Origin of the sequence: Bacillus sp. cl96, from assembly GCF_900100505.1 — a bacterium.
Lineage (GTDB): Bacteria > Bacillota > Bacilli > Bacillales > Bacillaceae_G > Bacillus_A > Bacillus_A cereus.
In genome coordinates, this window is the sequence record NZ_FNDM01000003.1 from 13947 (window position 1) to 33170 (window position 19224).

Consider the following 19224-nt stretch of genomic DNA (forward strand, 5'->3'; position numbering starts at 1 on the left):
AAAAATCGAATCCATTAAAATAAAAATCAAATTTTAAATAACTGTAATAACCTCCTAGCATATTGTCGATGGGAGGTTATCAACTTTCTGAAGATACAATTGTGATAACAGTAACGTTTTTACTAAGTGAGTGCAATTTCAGAGAAACAAAAATAGAGTATGAGGGATATGGTTAAGTGAAAGAGAGAAGAATATTTAGAGCTTTTGAGGAGAAAGAAGGCTATTTGTACTATCAAAAGCATTCGGATTATGTACGGCAATTAATGTAGTGATGATATACATACAAGATTATCTAAATTTAGTTATACAAAAGATGAAGATACTTAAAAAAGTTACGAATGTAATGGGAATTTAGTGAATGAAAATTATTTAAACTGTATAGAAGGTGAAAAACTGAATGTGGAATATAAAAGAAAAAGATTTAGATGAATTTAAAATAACATGTAGAAATCGTTTAAGTCCAGAACGCTCCATGGTGTTTATACTTGGCGCAACTGTTTATAGTTCATTATTCATGCTTTTTATTTTTGGAGCATTAGTTAAATTTGGCTGGGGTTATTATCCAAATCTCTTTGACAAAATAATTGTTTGTATTGAATTAGTTTTATATACCTTGCAAGTAATCTTTTTAATTCTATATCTATTTCCAAAAGTTCGTTTTAAATGTCAAAAGTTGCAAGCGCTTGTGATATTATTATGTACATTTCAGCTGGGAACTATAGGATTCACATTGTTTATACTTCCAGCAATTTCAAATTATTCGATTGATCAAATTACATTATTGTATGTGGGTTTATTGTTTCTAGGAGCAGTTTTTGTTCATCTGGTGACCACAATTGATACCTTTAAACAAGCAGAGAGTGGAGCATTTAGTATGGATGAAAGGGCAGCTTCATTTTTTAGTAAAACAAAAAACAACGTAATGATTGGTGTTACGGTATATGCACTAATCCTTCTTATTTTAATTTATTTTCATAATGATTATGAAACAGAGATATTAGTAGGGTATATAGCAGGAACTCTTGTAATGTACGCGGTAGCCATAGGTGCAGCAGAGTTCCAATTATTAGCCTATTGCAGATTTAAATTTCCATCATTTTATATTTCGTGGGAGGAACATGAAAGAGAGCGTCAGAAAAGACTAAAGCTTTATGAAGAGAAGGAAAAAAAGAAAACTAAAGAAATAAAATAAGTTTTGCGTCGAAATGGGGAAAGATGAATGCTTAAAATAAAGGAAGAAGATTTAGGTTTTTTTCAAATTACAAATAAAAACCGATTAAGTCCGGATTATATAAGAATCTTTTATGGGGGAGTTTTTGCATATACTTCTATACCAATGCTCATCATGTTTTTAGGTGTTTTGCTGAACGGTGATAAGATTTCTCTAACTCCTTTTGAAAAGATAGTTGTACAAACTGAGGTTAAGTTGTATGTTTTGGAGTTCGTTTTTTTAATATTATTCATGTCTAAAAAGATTGCTTTTAAATTACAGAAACTACAAACAATCGTAACTGTATTTTATGCTTTTCAGTTAGCGACATTACCTTTCATAGTTATGGTTGTTGAAGGAATATATGATTTTCCATGTGACAATAAAACATTGGTTTATATCGGTTTAATACTATTAGGAGCAATCTGTACCCACATTGTAGCAACGATCGATGTTTTTAGAAAAGCAAAGCATGGAGGATATAAATCGGAAGGACCAGCTGTCTCATTTTTTACTAACGCAAAATTATATTTATCGATTGGAATGACAATTGGTGTAATGGTTCTACTTATATTAATTTTTCTAAATCTTAATTATACATTTAGTCAAATGGCAATTTATGTTGTACAAACAATAATATTATATATATTCGCTGTAGTATCAGCAGAATTCGTCCTATTGGTGTATTGTCGCTTTAAATTTCCATCATTTAATATTACGTGGAAACAACATGAAAAGGAACACCAAGAATTTATAGCAAATAGAAAAAGAATAAGAGAGAAAGAACAAAAGCGAAACAAAAACTGAAATGAAAGTTATAAATGATACTCGTAAACTTACATTGAAGATAGAATGAATACATTATTCATAAATTAACTAGTAAAGGGAGGAATGTAATATCTTGAATAAAGATTCTAAAGCTGCAAAAAAAGAAAAAGGTTTATTTGAAAGTGTAATAGCACCTATTATTGTTGGGATTATGTTTATCTCTTTAATTCTATATAAAGTAGCAGAGTTTCTGGGGAAGTGGATTGTTATCTTCGGAATAATATTTTTTTATTGGTAGTATATTTCTTTGCATATATCTAGAAGAATATGGAGGGGTGTTGGGCGGTGGGATAGGGTTAATATCGATGCTATTGTTATATGTTATGTTTATTAGAAAAAGTAAAAAAGGCTAGTTTAATATGAAATACCAAAAACATTTATTTACTCTCAGTTTGTCTACAAAAATAGAGTTATTACATGATTTTAGAAAAGATGGTGTAATTATATGTGGAATATAAAAGAAAAAGATTTAGATGAATTTAAAATAACATGTAGAAATCGCTTAAGCCCAGAAGACTCTGTGGGATTTATGTTTGGAGGAATAGTTTATAGTTCATTATTCATGCTTTTTATTTTGGTAGCATTAATTAAGATTGGCTGGGGATACTATCCGACTCTCTTTGACAAAATAATTGTTAGTATTGAATTAGTGTTATATGGTTTGCAAGTAATCTTTTTCATTCTATATCTAATTCCAAAAGCTCGTTTCAAATATCAAAAGTTGCAAGCACTTGTGATATTATTATTTGCATTTCAGCTAGGAACTATAGGATTCACATTGTTTATACTTCCAGCAATTTCGAATTATTCAATTGATCAAATTACATTATTGTATGTGGGTTTATTGTTTCTAGGAGCAGTTTTTGTTCATCTGGTGACAACGATTGATACCTTTAAACAAGCAGAGAGTGGGGCATTTAGTATGGATGAAAGAGCAACTTCATTTTTTAGTAAAACAAAAGGCAATGCAATGATTGGTGTTACGATATATGTACTAACCCTTCTTATCTTAATTTATGTTCATAATAATTATGAAACAGGGGTTTTAGTGGGGTATATGGCAGGAACCCTTGTAATGTACGCGGTAGCCATAGGTGCAGCAGAGTTCCAATTATTAGCCTATTGTAGATTTAAATTTCCATCATTTTATATTTCGTGGGAGGAACATGAAAGGGAACGTCAGAAAAGACTAAAGCTTTATGAAGAGAAGGAAAAAAGAAAACTAAAGAAATAAAATAAGTTTTGGTTTCTGAAAATTCGAATAGAATATATAAACAATTAAGGATTGTATATAAATTAATGCTATTAAAAATTAAAGCATCTTCAATATAATCTGCATGAGTAAATAAATAGCAGTAAGTAAAGGTGAAATGTATTAATTTCCAAAAAGGAACATAATGAACTTAAAAATGCCTAGGGAAATCAACGGGGTGTCAGTATGAAGTTAAAGAAGAAATCTAAGATGATGATAGTTCTGTCAATAGTATCAAGTTTATTAAGTGGATGTGGTTTTGGGGAGACGAAGATAGAGTATGAGCCATTTGTCAAAGCTTTGGATGAAGGTGACATGAAAAAGGTAATGTCCGCTAGTGATGATGGATATGCGTATGTGAAACAAAGAGGTATATATAGTACATATGAGCAAAAGGAAGATGGAGAGCACAGTAAAACAATCTATCAAACTTCGAAAGGCATATATAATACGAAAGATAAAAGTTTATATGGAAGTACAACACAAGCGGTTACTTCAGCAGTAGACAGCAAAGATAATAAAAAAGAAGGTGTTTATCGTACCAATATTATGTATAAAAATGGACAGGTGAAAAGTCCGGATTCAAATCTAGATGTTTCATACGTAAACTTAATTGTTGATCGTTTAAAAGGAATAGGGAAACTAAAGATGAAGCCAGGAGGTGATATAAAAAAGTTTGATCAACCTAGTACTGTTGGATACAAATTAACTGAATCAGATTTTCAGAGCATTATTAATGATAACTTGAAAATACAATATGATGAATATGATGGTGGATCGATTGTACTGCATATAGATTCTAAAGATGGTTCAGAGCAGATATTGGAGGTAAGTATTGTAATAAATTATAAGAAGCGAAATGATGAAGGTAAGTTAGTAGAATATATATCACAAATACATACATCTTTTGATAGTCACCAAGGTAATAATCAGGATGCGAGACAGGAATATATTGATTTTAAAGTAAAGTATAATAAGAAGCAGTAATATTAAGAAGGGCATTTGCACGTAAAGATAATAGTGACATAAGTGAGATAAATCTTTCATAAATATTTCTATTTGTAGCGGAAAGAATTTGAGAATAAACAGGTAGCCTCAATTGCTGGAGTAGATGCAACAATTGGGGCGTTTATCTGTCTAAATTTAGTTTGAATGCATACCATTTTTTAGTTAGAGTCCTTGCTCCTCAAGTAGTTTCTTCATAACAACGGTTTGAAGTTTTTGTGTAATCTGCTTTTATTGCTAAGTTACAACTATTTCCTCTTATAGAGTACTTCTTATTATCGATACATCGTCCACATTCCAATGTCTTTAAATCCTAGTCGTTTATAAATTCGTCCAGCAGCTGGATTGTTATAAAATAAACAAAGTGTTCGGCCTTCTTTCGTAAAGTCTTGGATCATTTTTTGTAATATGAGTGAAGCGTAACCATTTCCGCGATAATTCGGGTGTGTACATACACCAACTACCATAGCAGATAATGAATTTTCAGCGGAAGTAGAGGCGGAGGTTAAGCCTGATGAGGTTTTATCTATGAGTGACCACTCTTTTAGTTATTCGTTTAGGAAAATTATAGAGGTTACAGACTTGTGAGTCAATAACTATTCAGTTGGGACTTGTGAGAAGTGTCTTCGAATCTAGTGCTGATTAGTAATCTAGGTAAGCTGCCCCGGGGGGATAAGAGATGGAGATATCGTTTATTGAGATATGACATGTTATAATATAATAGAAGGATATTTTAATAGAAAGGGGAGTTAAAGATAAGTATTAATTCGCTACCGAATTCACGTAAATCTTTATTAGAAAATAGAAAGATACATTTAAAGAACTTGATTAATTGGAATAAGAGAAGAAATAGAATTTACTTGGTTTTAGCTATCCTGAATATTTGTACATTGTTAGCTCTTGTATATAATGTAGGAGATATACTCAAACAAGATAGTTATGGAGTATATACAGAACTTGTGTTATTTATCCTATCGGCAGCCTTTACATTCTGTTTTATGTTCACTTCTTATCAACTTTTAAGAAGGCCGTCAACTGTGTATATTATTGAATTACAAGAAGTAGAGAACGAGTTAGATTTATTAAGTATATCTCATTCATCATTAGAGGAGAGATCGGAAACACTCTTTAAACATCATCATCTTGAATTGAAGAAATACTATGATGAAAATTTAAAACAAAGCGCATGGATATTTGTTGTTGGTATAGCATGTATATTAATTGGTTTTGCAATAATTGGAATAACTTTGTACTTCTTAATGCTTAACAGTTCCAACGAGCTAGAAAATAAGATAATTGTAGCCTCAGTAGGTGCGATAGGAGCTATACTATCTAATTTTATTGCTGTAATTTACTTGAAGATGCATTCTGAGGCTGTCAAATCATTAACGGAGTTTCATAATCGATTTGTAAACACACATCACTTCTACTTTAGTAACTTCTTATTATCTAAGATTCAGAATGAGGACAAGAGAGAAGATGCACTTGTTGAGCTAGCCTTAAAGATTAATGGTATTTCTCCGAAGGCTCCAGCTCAGGGGGAAGAAAGTAAATAGGTATTACCTAAACACTGTTTGAATCTAAGCAGTGTTTTTTCTATGGAGTTAGACTAAAGGAGATAACTATATAGTTCATCTCTATCTGCTTTATTTTGAGAATGTATAACTTATAGATGGGACTAGAGAGGGAGAGCTCTTGAGGTTTGTCTGAAAAGGCGTGTAGTAGTTTTTCAGGAGTTTAATATTTAGTTTTGTATATTATATAAAACGAATTAGCAATTTGATAAAATAAACTTTAGAGTTAGAATCATTAGAAAAGAAGGTGGGAAAGGTGACTTATCCTTTTGAACAGCAAGTACATATAGATGGACAATTTTCTTCAGAGGTTTTTAGTATAAAGTTTTATGGTGGAATTACTACCTTTGTGGGACCAAATGGTTCAGGTAAATCTCAAGTTTTACGAAGATTAAAAGACAGCTTTGGAGTGGCATTTTCAGATAGAAAAGTAAGGTTGTTAACAGCGGGAAGACTTTCAAAGGTTGAAGATTTTCGCGCAAATCATGATGGTGTAAGTAGTTACATGCTTCATAACGATAGGGCAGCGTTTGGTGGATTGAACTATAGAGAAAATCGACACGCAGCAGAAGGTGCTATAGGAGACTTTCACACATTAAGCTTGAGACACGATATACGTATAAAAGTAAGTGAGAGATTAAGCACACTTTTTAATCGGAAAATCTTTATTGAGTGGGATGCAGGAGAGTTGAAAATAAAGTTTAGTACAATAGAGGGAGAACCTTACTCAGTTGCAAGGGAAGCAAGTGGTCTTCTGCATTTGGTAACAATTCTTTCTGCGCTTTATGATGATGAAGTTGGTGTACTGCTATTAGATGAACCTGAAATTTCATTACATCCACAATTGCAGGCATTTTTATTTCAAGAGATAAAAAAGGTTGCTGGAGATCCTCAGGACAAATCAAAAAAAATGATTATCTTGGCAACCCACTCGACAGAGTTTGTAAATCTTTTAGTGCCAGAAGATTTAACGAGAATTGTATTTTTTGAAAATACGATGACAAAGCCAGTTCAAATTGATCCTGAAGCTGGTGAACTCCAAAGTAGAAAAGTAAGAGAACTACTTACCAGACTAGGGCAAGCACATAAATCTGCGCTCTTCAGTTTAAAACCATTACTAGTAGAAGGGCCAAGTGACGTTCTTATCTGTAATGCATTAAATCAGCATCTGCAAATATTTTTAGAGGCAGGAGGTTCACAGTTAGTCCCTATTATTGGAAAAGGTGAGATTCCAAGTGTAATAAAATTAATGAGGTTAATAGGGAAAAAACCAGTTGTAATAACTGATTTGGATACTGTAGCTGATGATATTGCATCTATTGATATATTCGCTAATGATGAGCAGGTGATTAAAACAATACAAAAAATGGGACATGTTGATTTTAGGACATTCTCAAGGAATATTCATGACCGCTTTACAACAGTAATTGATGAGCATTGGGAGGACATACGTCCATTGGCAGAGAGGCATTCTTATTGGGTTAACCATGGTGGTAAAAAAGATATGGAAATTGCTAAGAGAAGGGCAGGAATGGCAACGCTATTTATCAGCAATGATGAAGAGCTTAGTGGACTTAATAATGGGGATATTTTATGTGGCATAAAGCAAATGCTAACTTCTTTATTTGATATATTAGAACTGTCAGGTTGTTTTGTATTAAGAAAAGGTACTATTGAAAACTACTACTTGTTAGCGTCACAGGTTACAGAGGGGAAACCAACTGCAGCTGTTGAGGAGATTGAATTCATCATATCACAGCCAAAAGAGTATATAGAAACTGCATATGCTGATTTAGTTAGGGGGCTTAAATATGCAGCAACTCACAAGGAAATTGATGAAGGTAATGCTGTAATCAATTATTTACTATCAGTTATAACACCGTTACTTAATAGTATTGATGATATATCAACATCTGCTGGGTTACAATCAGAAGCTCGAAAATATGTTGGGGAGATTGCTGACATATTCAAGTTTTCTAAAGTAGAGCTTGATGGGATTAAAAATATCCGAGTTGAGCTGGGAAGTAATATCTTAGAGGTTAGTGGACTACCTATTGATTTTCCAAAAGGAGGAAATCCGATAGATATAGCTAATAGGAAGTTTCAAAGATAATAAGTGAAACCTGCTTTAAAGTGGATTTTTGAATATTATCTAATCAGACCCATATCTTATTAAATAAGAAAGTCCAATTGGAATATCTTTAGATCACCTATAAAGTGACCTAGGAGTTATTCTAGTTGGCTTTTTTACTTGCAAGGTTCTTATTACATGATTTTCTCCTCCTGTTCTTTAACTACTCTGAGAGGTAAAACCCCCACCTCGATGCGATGCCTGATGGGATATCCAATCTAGGAACTATAAGGTCATGTGACCTTGAAAGTGATCACCCTTGAGTCAGCCTACTAGTACCCCTCTAGAGTATGCCTTCTCGCTACTACCCACAGAGTACAGTTACAGAGGTGAACCTAAAGGAAAGTGCATAACCTACAGATCCATCAACCTTATAGCCATACTGGTTGGCGCCACCTCACAGTGAATACAACTGAGTAGATATACACTAGGTGAATACCTGTAGAGACCGCTACCTCATACAGTAATTTATTCAAAGGACTAGTGAAAGTACGATTAGTGTAGATGTACCAAGGAAGCAGATACCCTAGAGTATACCTACATAGCTGTACCTGTAGTTTACATAATCAATCTTATAGGTAGTAACTATTTTAGTTACTACCTATAAGAAAGCGAGGTAGCCGAACTCTACAGAGTGAACTCATGAACCTGCTTCTGTGCATACTTACAGAGAGGTGATGTAACGACTACTTTATATCGGTGCGCCTCTGTATGAGTCTCCTAGACGCCTTGAACGGTACGCTGTGCAGTGTGTACTGTTGAAGTGGATATACGTCCTACCTGCAGAGTGCACCTTGTGTAGCCCTGCTGCTGTGTGTACCGCGTATACCTATGAGTACACCTGTGTGTTAGGTCTAGCGAGGCAGGTATAGAGTGTGTACTGTTTAGTCTGCGTCCTCATATAGACCTTTGATTAATGAATGAAAGTACGAGGGCTAATGGAGGTGGCTAACTAGACTGAGTTCTTAGTCTTACTGAAAGTGTAGTAACGGTAGCCGAACTCTTAGGGTAGATCCACCTAGCTTACTTCACCAGTACAACTTATAGTGGTACTCATACAGACATACCTGTTAAACACTCCAGATTGACCTGTATGAGACGGTAGCTATATAAATAGTGTTATCATCTCTCCAGTGTAGCTACAGAGGGCGAACCTCAATAGATGCCAACTCCTATTGATCTTGAATCGATCAATGAAAGTAAGGCACTGTCCTATGCAGTCCGCTATCACTACGATATACTACCACGAAAGTACACCACCTCACTAGGATCTACCCACGAAAGTACACCCTCTGAAAGTGAAAGAGGATATACACCTACAGAGAGGCTCCTATGAGCTGGGTACATATAGCACTACCTGTTAGCCTGCCTCACCAGTGTATATCTACAGTGCTGCTACCTCACCAGTATACACCTATGTGTATGGCTACAGTGCTATGCCTACTAGGATACACACGAGACAGTATAAGTTGCTATGTAGTGTGGCTAAGAGAGCGCCTTATGTTTGTGTGCTACTAGTGCCTTGCCTCCTCAGTGTGAGCCTGCTTGGTGTGTCTAAGGGTGTGTGCCTCCACGGTGTGGACTAAGGAGCAGTACCATGAGCCAGCCAGCTCAGTAGCCACCGTTCTCACTAGCCGCCACTTACCAAGGGTACCCGTACTTTCCGGAAGCATAGGGGTGTACGTACGTACGCACCTAAACTTATGTAGGAGAAATCATATAGGAAAATCGGCTCCTGAGACAGCACCTCCTCAGACCTGTCATCCACGAGTACGCCTACAGAGTTTCCACCTCCCCAGAAAAATAAAATTTAGAGTCGGGACATCGAGGCTACCTCACCAGTATTACCTAGGTATGACCTATATTCAGAATATGCGAATACTATTGTTTGCCACCTAGAGACGGCTTACAATGATAACTATAGAGGAGGGATAAATATGTTCACAAACATTGAGTCACCACTCGGAAGTATTCGTACCTACGAGGTTGACGGTCTCAAGTGGTTCGTTGCTAAGGATATTCTAATGGATGCTATTGGATATAGAAACATGACAGACCTATTCACCAAGGTAGACAAGGAAGAGAAGAATAAAATTCCGTCATCTGGCGGGTACAAACTTACAGTGTTAACCTCGGAAGGGTTAAGGCAATTCTTTGATAGGACGATCTCTAGTAAAGAGCAATTCAATACTATGAAGGAGTGGGCTATTGAGCAAGGATATATTCCAAAAGAAGTGAACAGGTCAGTTGTTACAAATATGCCAGCTCTAGGTGATACATTTGATAACTATGAGTTTGAAAGTAAACGAGATAGATCTCAAACCTTAGAAGGAGATTTCTATAGCTCAATTACCAAGTCATATGTAAATGGACTAGTATTGTGTGGGTTATCGTTTAATTTACTACTGATAAAGCTACCAGCTATTAGCTCTAAATAAAAAGTTAGGTTTAGCTCCATTATAACTACTGGTCGTGGTGCCTCCTCAGTTTTACTAAAAGTCATACTCAACATTCGCTTCCGGTAGTTATCCTTCTACAGTTTTCCGCCTCAGTAGATCCAACTCTAAAAGGTTAAAAAACATAAAGATCTTCTGAGCAGACGCCTATGAGAACGTAGTAATAATAAAGGAGTAGACCTCCTCAGCCTAACTCCTTATATCTAACTATCTATAAAGCAATTATTCTTTATCGTGTTTGTTCCGCATGTCCAACTTGCCATCTTCGAATCTCAGCATAGCAAAATCTATATTGCCTTCACCTTTGTAGATTATGGTTTCTATATAGCCCTCCTTTTTGTAGAGTTCACCTACACCGCCAATCAACTGGGCTACTTCCTCATGAGTCATATCATCTTCAAGAGCTTCGAACTCTCCCTCGTTTATGTATCCCTGAGATGGCTTGTAGTCCTCAAATGGTGCCTTCGTGGTAACTTCTTCTTCCTGTGAGCAGGCAGCTAATAAGCCAATACTTATAAATAAGGCCCCTAATTCAAAGTGTTTAACCATATAACATCCCCCTTGGTTTATTATATTCGTTCCCATAGTTGTCCTATCAATATCACTTATTGGACGTACTCTACAAGTACCAGCTCTAACAGTGTTCTCTATTAGTTTGCCGTCTCGTGAGAGCGTTATTGCTACTAAACTAATGAGTTTAGCTTTAGAGGTAAATCTGATAGTTAACCAATTAGAGTAATTCCTAGAGAAAGAAATAAAAGAACTCTAGAGAATACCCTAATTAGGTATACCTATATAGAATAACCTCTTAAGAAAAGGTAAAAGAACTTAAGAGAATATCTATATAGATCTCCTTGCTCAGTAATGAACTTAAAACAATAACTATATGAGAAAGCCAAAAGAGGTGTACCTATAGAGCTTAAATCTTTAAGGTATTTCTCTATAGGTATACCTCTTTTAGTTTATCCTTCTCTAGGTTATAGGTATTTAAAATATTTAAAACAAAGGTCTATAGTGAGATAGCCTAATAGATTCTTCTCTAGAGGTAATACTTTAAAGTATTACTCCTAGAGTCCTTCCTCAGTAGACCTTTATATTTTAAAGAGGTTTAACTACTCAGTGTATATACGTAGAGTTAGCTGGAAAGTACTGACCCCTAGCAAAAGCTAGTGATACCAAGGGTTACATCCGTTTTTGAGGTGGCTAAAAAGGTACAGAGTGCCAAAAATGAGCACTTTTAGGATTGCTCCTAGAGATGGCGATCTCTACAGGTATATCTTGTGTCTTATTTTGAAACGTAATTCAATAGGGGGAGTTAACCTTTTGAGATGAGATATTGTCCCGTCAGTACTACTATATATATGAAGCAATTAATGAGGGGGAATATTGATGGCAAACTTACAAGCGTTCGATGGAGCTTTAGGAGAGGTTGCGGAAATCGTACTATAGTATGAGGGCGTAAAAGAGGGGGGGTCTCTACAAGTTGATCTTTTGAGATGAGATATGTGACTACCATACTGCTACTTAATATATGAAGCAATTAAAAGGGGATACTTCTCGGTTAACACTTAATATATGTAGGGAATTAAACAAAGGAGTAGTACTCTCAGGCTACTTAATAGTATAGGGAGCTAATAAGGATTGTCACAAGTTTAGTACTATGTATATAGAGGGATTAAACAGAGGACTCACTCACGGTTGGACTAATATATATTGAACCCTTTAAAAGGAAGATGATTCTCGATGAGGGGTATTTAGCTACTTAATTAGTAGATAGGCTGATAAGGGTTATTGCTTTGGTTCGTTTCCACCCCTTGAGACGGATCAAAGGAGTTACACTTACTACCTCCAACGTTTACTCTTAATACGTTTGTTACATTCTCTCCAGAATGATTAACATAGCTAGTTCGGTCTTGTCAACCAGCTAGCTCCCTTTTTTATTCAAAGGGTATCTGGAGGAATATTATAACCAAGACAACCACAAAGAATCATCACATATAAAATAATCTATGAGGAGGAAACGAAATGGAACACTATGTAGACTTAGAAGGCTTACTACAGAAGCACCGAATTACATTAGCTGATCTATCGAGACGAACAGGGATTGAACGTCCTAACCTAACTCGTATCAAGAGAAACCAAACAGCTACTCTAGGTAGTATCAGTCGAATTGCTCAAGCGCTTAACATTAAGGATATTAACGAGATAGTAAAAGTTCGATAGTAACAAAGGGAGCTAAACAGACAAACCGAGGAGAGGATGACGATGAAGAAAGAAGCTAAACGAGAACGAGAAACTTACATGTTCAAACTACGAGTTAGACTCGGAGAGGAAAACCGAAAGAGGGATCTACTGGTGAGCAAGCACCTAAGGGAGGTAGCTAAATGAAGCGATACTTTAAGTACACTATTCGGATGAAGTTCATAGGTACTCGTACAGTCCTCAAGAGGTATCACCTAGCACAGGTAACTGAGGGGAAAGAAGCTAAGCATTCGAGTCTGATGGACAAAACCTACAGCGATTTATATAACACGAGGACGACACAACTCATCAGTATCAACTGTGAGGAGATCACTGAGGCGAAATACAATAGATTAAAAATACAATATGGGGAGGCGAACTAATGGATAACACTTGGGGAACTTACCTACAATGGAGAACAGAGCAAGGCTACACAGGTATTTCTACTGAGGATGAGTACAACGAATTCCTAACTCAAGTAGGTAAACAAGTTGGGGCAGACAAGCTTACAAAGGAAGAAGCTCAAGAGTTAGAAAGACAGTTTGCTGACTCGATGGTAAAAGACAAATTGGCTCAAACTTTTGAGGCTATCCGCTCACTAGTCACTGTAGGAACAACTATTACGTATGACGATTTAGCGCAGCTAACTGGGTTATCCTTGAGAACGGTAAAGCGCCACGTAGAGGAGCTACAAGAGAAAGGATACTTGCATATCACACGAGGTATTCATGCTAACACGTATTACTACGGAGTGGATATGAGAGACACTAACAAAAAGAAAAGCATTCACTTTGTAGATACTTTTGAGTGGGCTAACGGTATTGAGGATATCGCTGGAGAGGTTACTATCAAGGATGGCATTGGTGAGATCCACGTAACGATGTATAAAATTGAGGGGATCCTGGAGAGAACTTCTCAGTTTATGAGAGAGGTAGGATGTCTTTATCGATATTGTCATACTACGAAAAAGGTAAGCTAGTAAACAACTAAAAGGGAGCTGGAGAAAATGACAAATAACTTACAGGTAAATAACCAAGAGGTAAACTTCATTGATAGCTTAGAGGTCGCAAACATGACAGGTAAACGACACGATCACCTACTAAGAGATATCGACAACTACATGGATATATTTTTAACCAACCCAAATTTGGGGGCGTTAGATTATTTCCGGAAAGCAACTTACTTAGATCTCAAAGGTGAACCAAGAAGGAAGTATCTTCTTACTCGTAAGGGTTGCGAATTAGTGGCTAACAAGATGACAGGCGAGAAAGGAATCCTCTTCACAGTAGCCTATATTGACAAGTTCCACGAGATGGAAAAAGCTATTCAGCAGCCAGCTCTACCGACTACTTACAAAGAAGCGCTACTCCAATTAGTCGAACAAGTGGAAGCCACAGAGAAGTTACAAGCTCAACTGGAAGAGCAAGCTCCTGCTATTGAGTATCACGATAAAGTGTTAAACATAGAAGGCTACATGACTATAGATGAGACAGCTAAAGAACTCGGTCTCAGAAGTGCTCAGCAGCTAAACCAGATGTTGAAAGGCAAAAAAGTTATCAAGCGTTCAAGTAGAGGCTCATGGTTACACCGAGCAGGGTATGAATACTTGAAGGATGGCTACATCAATTACAAGCCTATCGAGAAGAAGAAACTACAGATGCTTGTTAGCCAGAAAGGTGTCAAAGAGTTCGCTAGATTGCTAGACCTGATTTAATCCCCTAACCTTATTGCTTCACAGGCTACCCCTTAGCCGACTCAATACAAAATAAACCCAAATCAAAAGGAGAAGATGACAAATGATGAACACTTTTAAAAACTTATTAGCAGGTAACACAAAGGTAAAGACAGAGGAGCAAGCCAACAAAGAGGTTGAGAAGTTACAAGTTCAAGAAAATGACCTACAAAGAAAACTCCAAGAAGTACAAGCAGGACACGCCAAAGTATCGGCCGCACTAGACATTATTTCAGCCAGCCTAATCATTGATGAGACAGACAAGGTAGCTTTAGCCAACAAGAAGAAAGGTGAGGCTAAGCTAGAAGCGTTAACAAAAGAGATCGAATCTACGCAATCTAAACTTGCAGAGATTAGCTCGAAGAAGCAAGAAGCGATTAAGGAATTGTATCGTTCTCGTGGAGAGAAAGCTCGTAAGTACAATGTAGAGCAACGACGCAACATGGTAGTTGCTGGCCGATTCAACAATGTATTCCGATTAGAGGATGCCCTACGATTGGTTACTGTCTATGATGCAAAAGGATACGACTTAGGAGTTGAATACGGAGTAGGCGCTACAGACAGCTTAGATCCTCGTAGTGAAGATTGGAATTTTATTGCAGACATGAATAACGAGGACGCTGCTGAAGCAGACAAACAAGCTGAAGTTATTTCTCGAGAGTTAGAAGAAGCTATCCTGTCAGTCTTCAAGAAACATAACATTGAGCTTGGACAACAGACGCTAGTTAACTTATCGAGAATCTAACCTCGGTAGGTTCCTATATAAGTAACACTCAGAGTCGGATGCTGAGTTAGCAATCGCAGAAGCCATTAACACAGGTGGAGGTTGCTAACTCGGTAGATCGGCTCCACCAGAAAGCTACACAACAGATGAACAGCCGTAGCTCAGAAAGTGGCTTTCTCATACAGATTAAATAAGCGAGGAGGAAACGAACATGAACCCAAATCAACGAATAGCACAAATGAAACTAGAGAGACGATTCAAAGAGTTTAACGAAACGATTGACCGAATGAACAAACAACTTGAGGAAGACAAGCGAGCATTTGCTGAACAGAAGAAAGCTAACGAGAAGGCTAAGTTCCAAAAGGAATACGATGAGTACCTAATCAGCATCGGCAAGAACGAAAAACCTATCGAGATGAGCAGGGAAGACCGAGCTTATTACGATAAGTATATGGCTAGCCTAGGTCTAGGCCAGAGGAAGAAATAATATGGCTAAAAAGAAATTAAGGAAGGATCTCCAAAAGTACATAGACAACATTAAATCAGGTCTAGTTAACGGAGATCTTAAAAAGGATTCTGAGGAGATGGCACTCGTTAAGGAATTTCTCAAGAAGGAATCGTCTATATGCGGAGCTATCAAGGGTAGCGGAGAAGTGTGTACTCGTATTCCTTCTAATGAGAAGAATCTGCGTTGCTGTTTCCATGGAGGTAAAAGCACAGGAGCAACTACAGAGGAGGGGAAAAATAAAATGAAAGAAAACTTAGCTAAAGGGAGACAGCCTATACATGGGTTGTATCAGAAAGACTTCTTAGCAACATTAACCGAGGAGGAAAAGGACTGGTATAGCGATACTATGGAGTGGTACAAGAACAACTATGAAGACTTAGATCCACTAGACATTGCTAAACTTGATCTAGCTCTAATCAATACACTGAAGAGCTGGAGAAAGAATGGTAAGTCAATGAGCTATGCGGTCAATGAGAAGGTTTCGATGGTTGACTTTGAGAACAGAGCTATCAAGTTACTTGATGACTTAGGCATGTCTCGTAAGTTTAAGAAGTCTCGTGAGAACTCATCTAACTCTACGAACGTTAATCTATATAACCAACTGTTTGATAACTAAGAACTAGTGAGGACGGATCTCTCTAGCCTACTTTGCAGGTGGGCTTATTTGTCGTTCTCATAAACATAAGGATGTGATTATCATAGCGAGTGTAATTGATATTATAATTCAAGCTCAAGACAGAGCTAGCAGTCAGTTTAGACAAACCTCATCAGAAGCCAAGAAGATGGCAGCCATCATAGGTGGAATCACGATAGCGGCAAGTGCAATGACTCCAGCTCTGTTAGGTGGACTAGGAGCAATCGCCTCTCTATTCGGTACTGCCGGTATAGCGGCTGCTGGGTTTGGTGCTCTAGCGTTTACTACCATAAGTAAAACTGTAGAGACAGCAAACCAATTAGAGGAAGCTCAACTCAAGGCTAACGCAGCTCTGATAGCAGGTGACACCAAAGGTTATGCCAAACAGATGGCTCTGGTGCAGGCTATTATGGAGAGTCTCACCGAGGAAGAAAAGAAAGCTGTAGTAGCTATAAACAACCTCAGTGATGCTTGGCGAGAGATGGAAAATCAAATGGCTCCTACTACGTTAAACCTCATAGCTAACTCCACAGATTTTCTCCGATTGACAATGACTAAATTGTTCCCTTCTTTCCAAGGAGTCGGACAGTCCTTCTCTAACATGATAGGCAAGATGAACGATGGAATCACACAAGGTAAAGCTGATAAGTTCTTCGAGCATATGAATACCTTCGCAGTTCCGATGTTCGAAATGGTAATGAAGTCTGCCGGTAATATCCTCAAAGGGTTCGGTGACATCATGATAGCATTCACTCCATTAGGTATGGACTTAGGTAATGGAATGGTTGATCTGACTCAGAAGTTCGCTAACTGGGCAGCAGGATTACAATCGAGCACAGCCTTCCAAGACTTCGTTAACTTTGTTAAGACGAGTACGCCAGTCATTATGGACTTCATAGGCAATTTGGTGTTAACTCTGTGGGATATCATCCAAGCGTTAGCGCCAGTATCTATACAGGTTGTCCAGCTCGCTAATGACTTCATGACATGGGCTAGGGAGTCAGGCGCTCTTGATGCTGCTTTAGGTCTAGTGAGCGATGCTATCCAGTTTGTAGTAGATAATGCTAATTGGTTAATCCCTATAGTAGCCGCTCTCTGGGCAGGGTTCAAAACATTCAGCATTCTTATTAGTGTAGCTACATGGATTGATGATACAGGAAAGGCTATCAATAAGGTAATCGAGATAGGTAAATTGTTTGGTTCATGGATACTTGACGCTATTAAGTTGCTAGGTCGATTGAGTTTGACACTGTTGGCTTCTCCTTGGTTCTGGGTAGTAGCAGCTATTGCAGCAGTGATTGCTATTGGCGTTCTCTTGTATCAAAACTGGGATGAGGTAAAGAAGTATGCTCAGGAGTTATGGGATAAGGTTAAGGATGCTTGGGACGGAATGACTAAGGCTATTGGTGATGCTCATGACAAGATGATTGAGGGTGTTAAAAAATGGTGGGCTGAAACTAAGCAGAAATGGAATGAAACTGTAGACAACGCTAAGGAGAAAGCTGAGGAAATGAAGGATAAGGTAGTTGAGAAATACGAGGAGCTGAAACAAGCAGCTATCCAAAAAATGTATGAAATCCTAAGTGATAACGCCAAGAAATGGACTGACCTTAAGAATAGCGTAAGAGACAAGGCTCAAGAGATGAAACAAGGAGCCATAGATAAATACGAACAGATGAAGACTGACGCAGAAAACAAATTGAGACAGATGGTTAGTGACGCTCGTCAGAAGTGGGACGATCTTGTTCAATCTGCTAAAGACAAAGCTAGCTCTATGGGTGACGCTGCCAAGGATATGATGAAGTGGTTTAAGGATGGCCTTACTCAAGGATTTGACGATGCTAAATGGAAAGTATCTGATGGAATGAGAAATATAGTAGACAAGTTCACTGGGTGGTTTAAGGATTTCTATAGATCAGGCAAAGGGTTGCTTTCAGAGTTCACTAGTGGTATCACGTCAGGATTCTGGGACGCTGCTGATGCGGTAGCTAGAGGGATGAAAAACATTCGAGCTTACTTACCATTCTCACCTGCCAAGAAAGGGCCACTTAGTGACCTAGACAAATCAGGTGAAGCATTTTTCCCTACTTGGTACGAGGCAGCGCTAACTCAGGTGTCAGCTATGGAGCGTGCTGTAGGAGGTGCTTTCCGAGGTGTAGCTAAAGAGGCTAATGTAGCTCTAGCAGGTACAGGCTTGGAGGCATTCACCGGAGGAAAGACGGCTATCACAGTTACCCACAAGCACGAGCATAATGTTAATGGCACTGTAGATGTAGACGGAGATGCTTTAAGAAGCACTGTAGAGCAGAGAGTCGCAAGAACAGCTTATGAGCAAGGCGTAAGCGGAATGGACTACACAGGTTTACAACAATCAATTAGAAAATACTAGGGAGACTTCGGTCTCCTTGGTTATTAAAAGGAGAGATGGACAATGAATTACTTTTGTATAGAGGTAGCTTACAAGCAGAACAATGAGAGATTCCTAGATAGCCGTATGTTCCAAACTGAGGACGATATCAACGAGACGATGGAAGCCTACTCAGTGGCAACCAAACGAGCATACGAGAAAGCATTCGTTATTACTCAGTGCGATCTCATTAGTGTTACTCCTAGAGAAGTAAGCGAGATTGAATACAAAAGACACGCACTCTCCAGAGAAGGCAAGCGAGACCTTAACCTACAGAAAAGGGGTGTTAGACGATGAATTACTACCAAGTGAATGTTAACTTTATTGAGAACGGCGAACATATGGAAACTCAACAGTGTGTGGCTATGAAGGGTAACCCAGTATTAGCTGCAGTCCAACTGAGAGGAAACACAGAGAGGTTAGTGAGGGAGTCTATCGAGCCACTAGGAGGAACACTCAACACCGTTCGTACTCGTAAGGTATCAAGAAAGTATTTTGAATCCAACAAAGAACTAGTAATCC

The 19224-nt window shown here is 37.6% G+C and carries 15 protein-coding genes and 2 pseudogenes; 15 read left to right on the forward strand and 2 right to left on the reverse strand.

Annotation, left to right across the window (positions count from 1 at the left end; translation table 11 throughout):
* Positions 1-397: 397 nt before the first annotated feature.
* The 5 genes and pseudogenes from BLT20_RS30105 (at position 398) to BLT20_RS07700 (ending at position 4277) form a co-directional block, all read left to right on the forward strand.
* On the forward strand, positions 398-1192 hold the full coding sequence (locus BLT20_RS30105; protein WP_000267181.1) for a hypothetical protein: 795 nt from the start codon (positions 398-400) through the stop codon (positions 1190-1192).
* 27 nt (positions 1193-1219) lie between these two features.
* A complete protein-coding gene (locus tag BLT20_RS07685; protein WP_000912762.1) occupies positions 1220-2017 on the forward strand; it encodes a hypothetical protein in 798 nt (265 codons plus the stop codon).
* 94 nt (positions 2018-2111) lie between these two features.
* Positions 2112-2391: pseudogene (locus tag BLT20_RS31310) on the forward strand (hypothetical protein).
* Between the two features lie 92 nt (positions 2392-2483).
* A complete protein-coding gene (locus BLT20_RS30110; protein ID WP_000267178.1) occupies positions 2484-3272 on the forward strand; it encodes a hypothetical protein in 789 nt (262 codons plus the stop codon).
* Between the two features lie 204 nt (positions 3273-3476).
* Positions 3477-4277 (forward strand): DUF3952 domain-containing protein, encoded by an 801-nt coding sequence (locus tag BLT20_RS07700; protein ID WP_000768491.1) that lies wholly within the window; start codon positions 3477-3479, stop codon positions 4275-4277.
* 293 nt (positions 4278-4570) lie between these two features.
* Here the strand turns inward: BLT20_RS07700 and BLT20_RS07705 are convergent.
* Positions 4571-4798: pseudogene (locus BLT20_RS07705) on the reverse strand (GNAT family N-acetyltransferase); the annotation flags it as partial.
* Between the two features lie 357 nt (positions 4799-5155).
* Here BLT20_RS07705 and BLT20_RS07710 point away from each other — a divergent pair.
* The 3 genes from BLT20_RS07710 (at position 5156) to BLT20_RS30965 (ending at position 10438) form a co-directional block, all read left to right on the forward strand.
* Entirely contained in the window at positions 5156-5851 is a 696-nt protein-coding gene (locus BLT20_RS07710; protein WP_230641343.1) for a TRADD-N-associated membrane domain-containing protein, read from the forward strand.
* A gap of 265 nt (positions 5852-6116) precedes the next feature.
* Entirely contained in the window at positions 6117-7982 is a 1866-nt protein-coding gene (locus BLT20_RS07715; RefSeq protein ID WP_002025684.1) for an ATP-dependent nuclease, read from the forward strand.
* Positions 7983-9937: 1955 nt separating this feature from the next.
* Complete coding sequence (locus tag BLT20_RS30965; protein ID WP_000494847.1) at positions 9938-10438, forward strand: BRO family protein; 501 nt, start codon at positions 9938-9940, stop codon at positions 10436-10438.
* 240 nt (positions 10439-10678) lie between these two features.
* On the opposite strand, the gene BLT20_RS07725 is transcribed toward BLT20_RS30965, so the two are convergent.
* Positions 10679-11005 carry a hypothetical protein gene (locus BLT20_RS07725; protein ID WP_232485717.1) on the reverse strand — a complete coding sequence of 109 codons (327 nt, stop codon included), beginning with the start codon at positions 11003-11005 and terminating at the stop codon, positions 10679-10681.
* Positions 11006-12481: 1476 nt separating this feature from the next.
* On the opposite strand from BLT20_RS07725, the gene BLT20_RS07730 reads away from it, so the two are divergent.
* The 7 genes from BLT20_RS07730 to BLT20_RS07765 all read left to right on the forward strand — a co-directional run bounded on the left by BLT20_RS07730 (position 12482) and on the right by BLT20_RS07765 (position 18684).
* Complete coding sequence (locus BLT20_RS07730; protein ID WP_000401446.1) at positions 12482-12679, forward strand: helix-turn-helix domain-containing protein; 198 nt, start codon at positions 12482-12484, stop codon at positions 12677-12679.
* Between the two features lie 400 nt (positions 12680-13079).
* Entirely contained in the window at positions 13080-13676 is a 597-nt protein-coding gene (locus tag BLT20_RS07740) for a winged helix-turn-helix domain-containing protein (protein ID WP_000370758.1), read from the forward strand.
* Positions 13677-13703: 27 nt separating this feature from the next.
* Complete coding sequence (locus BLT20_RS07745; protein WP_000183784.1) at positions 13704-14411, forward strand: Rha family transcriptional regulator; 708 nt, start codon at positions 13704-13706, stop codon at positions 14409-14411.
* A gap of 82 nt (positions 14412-14493) precedes the next feature.
* Positions 14494-15174: a hypothetical protein gene (locus BLT20_RS07750; protein ID WP_000982207.1), complete on the forward strand. Its 681-nt coding sequence runs from the start codon at positions 14494-14496 to the stop codon at positions 15172-15174.
* Between the two features lie 190 nt (positions 15175-15364).
* Positions 15365-15640: a hypothetical protein gene (locus tag BLT20_RS07755; protein WP_001069273.1), complete on the forward strand. Its 276-nt coding sequence runs from the start codon at positions 15365-15367 to the stop codon at positions 15638-15640.
* A 1-nt stretch (position 15641) separates the two neighbouring features.
* The gene (locus BLT20_RS07760) at positions 15642-16277 is read left to right on the forward strand and encodes an HGGxSTG domain-containing protein (protein WP_001085114.1); all 636 of its coding nucleotides are present in this window, start codon (positions 15642-15644) and stop codon (positions 16275-16277) included.
* Between the two features lie 166 nt (positions 16278-16443).
* Positions 16444-18684 carry a phage tail tape measure protein gene (locus tag BLT20_RS07765; RefSeq protein ID WP_230641345.1) on the forward strand — a complete coding sequence of 747 codons (2241 nt, stop codon included), beginning with the start codon at positions 16444-16446 and terminating at the stop codon, positions 18682-18684.
* The last annotated feature ends 540 nt before the right edge of the window (positions 18685-19224 follow it).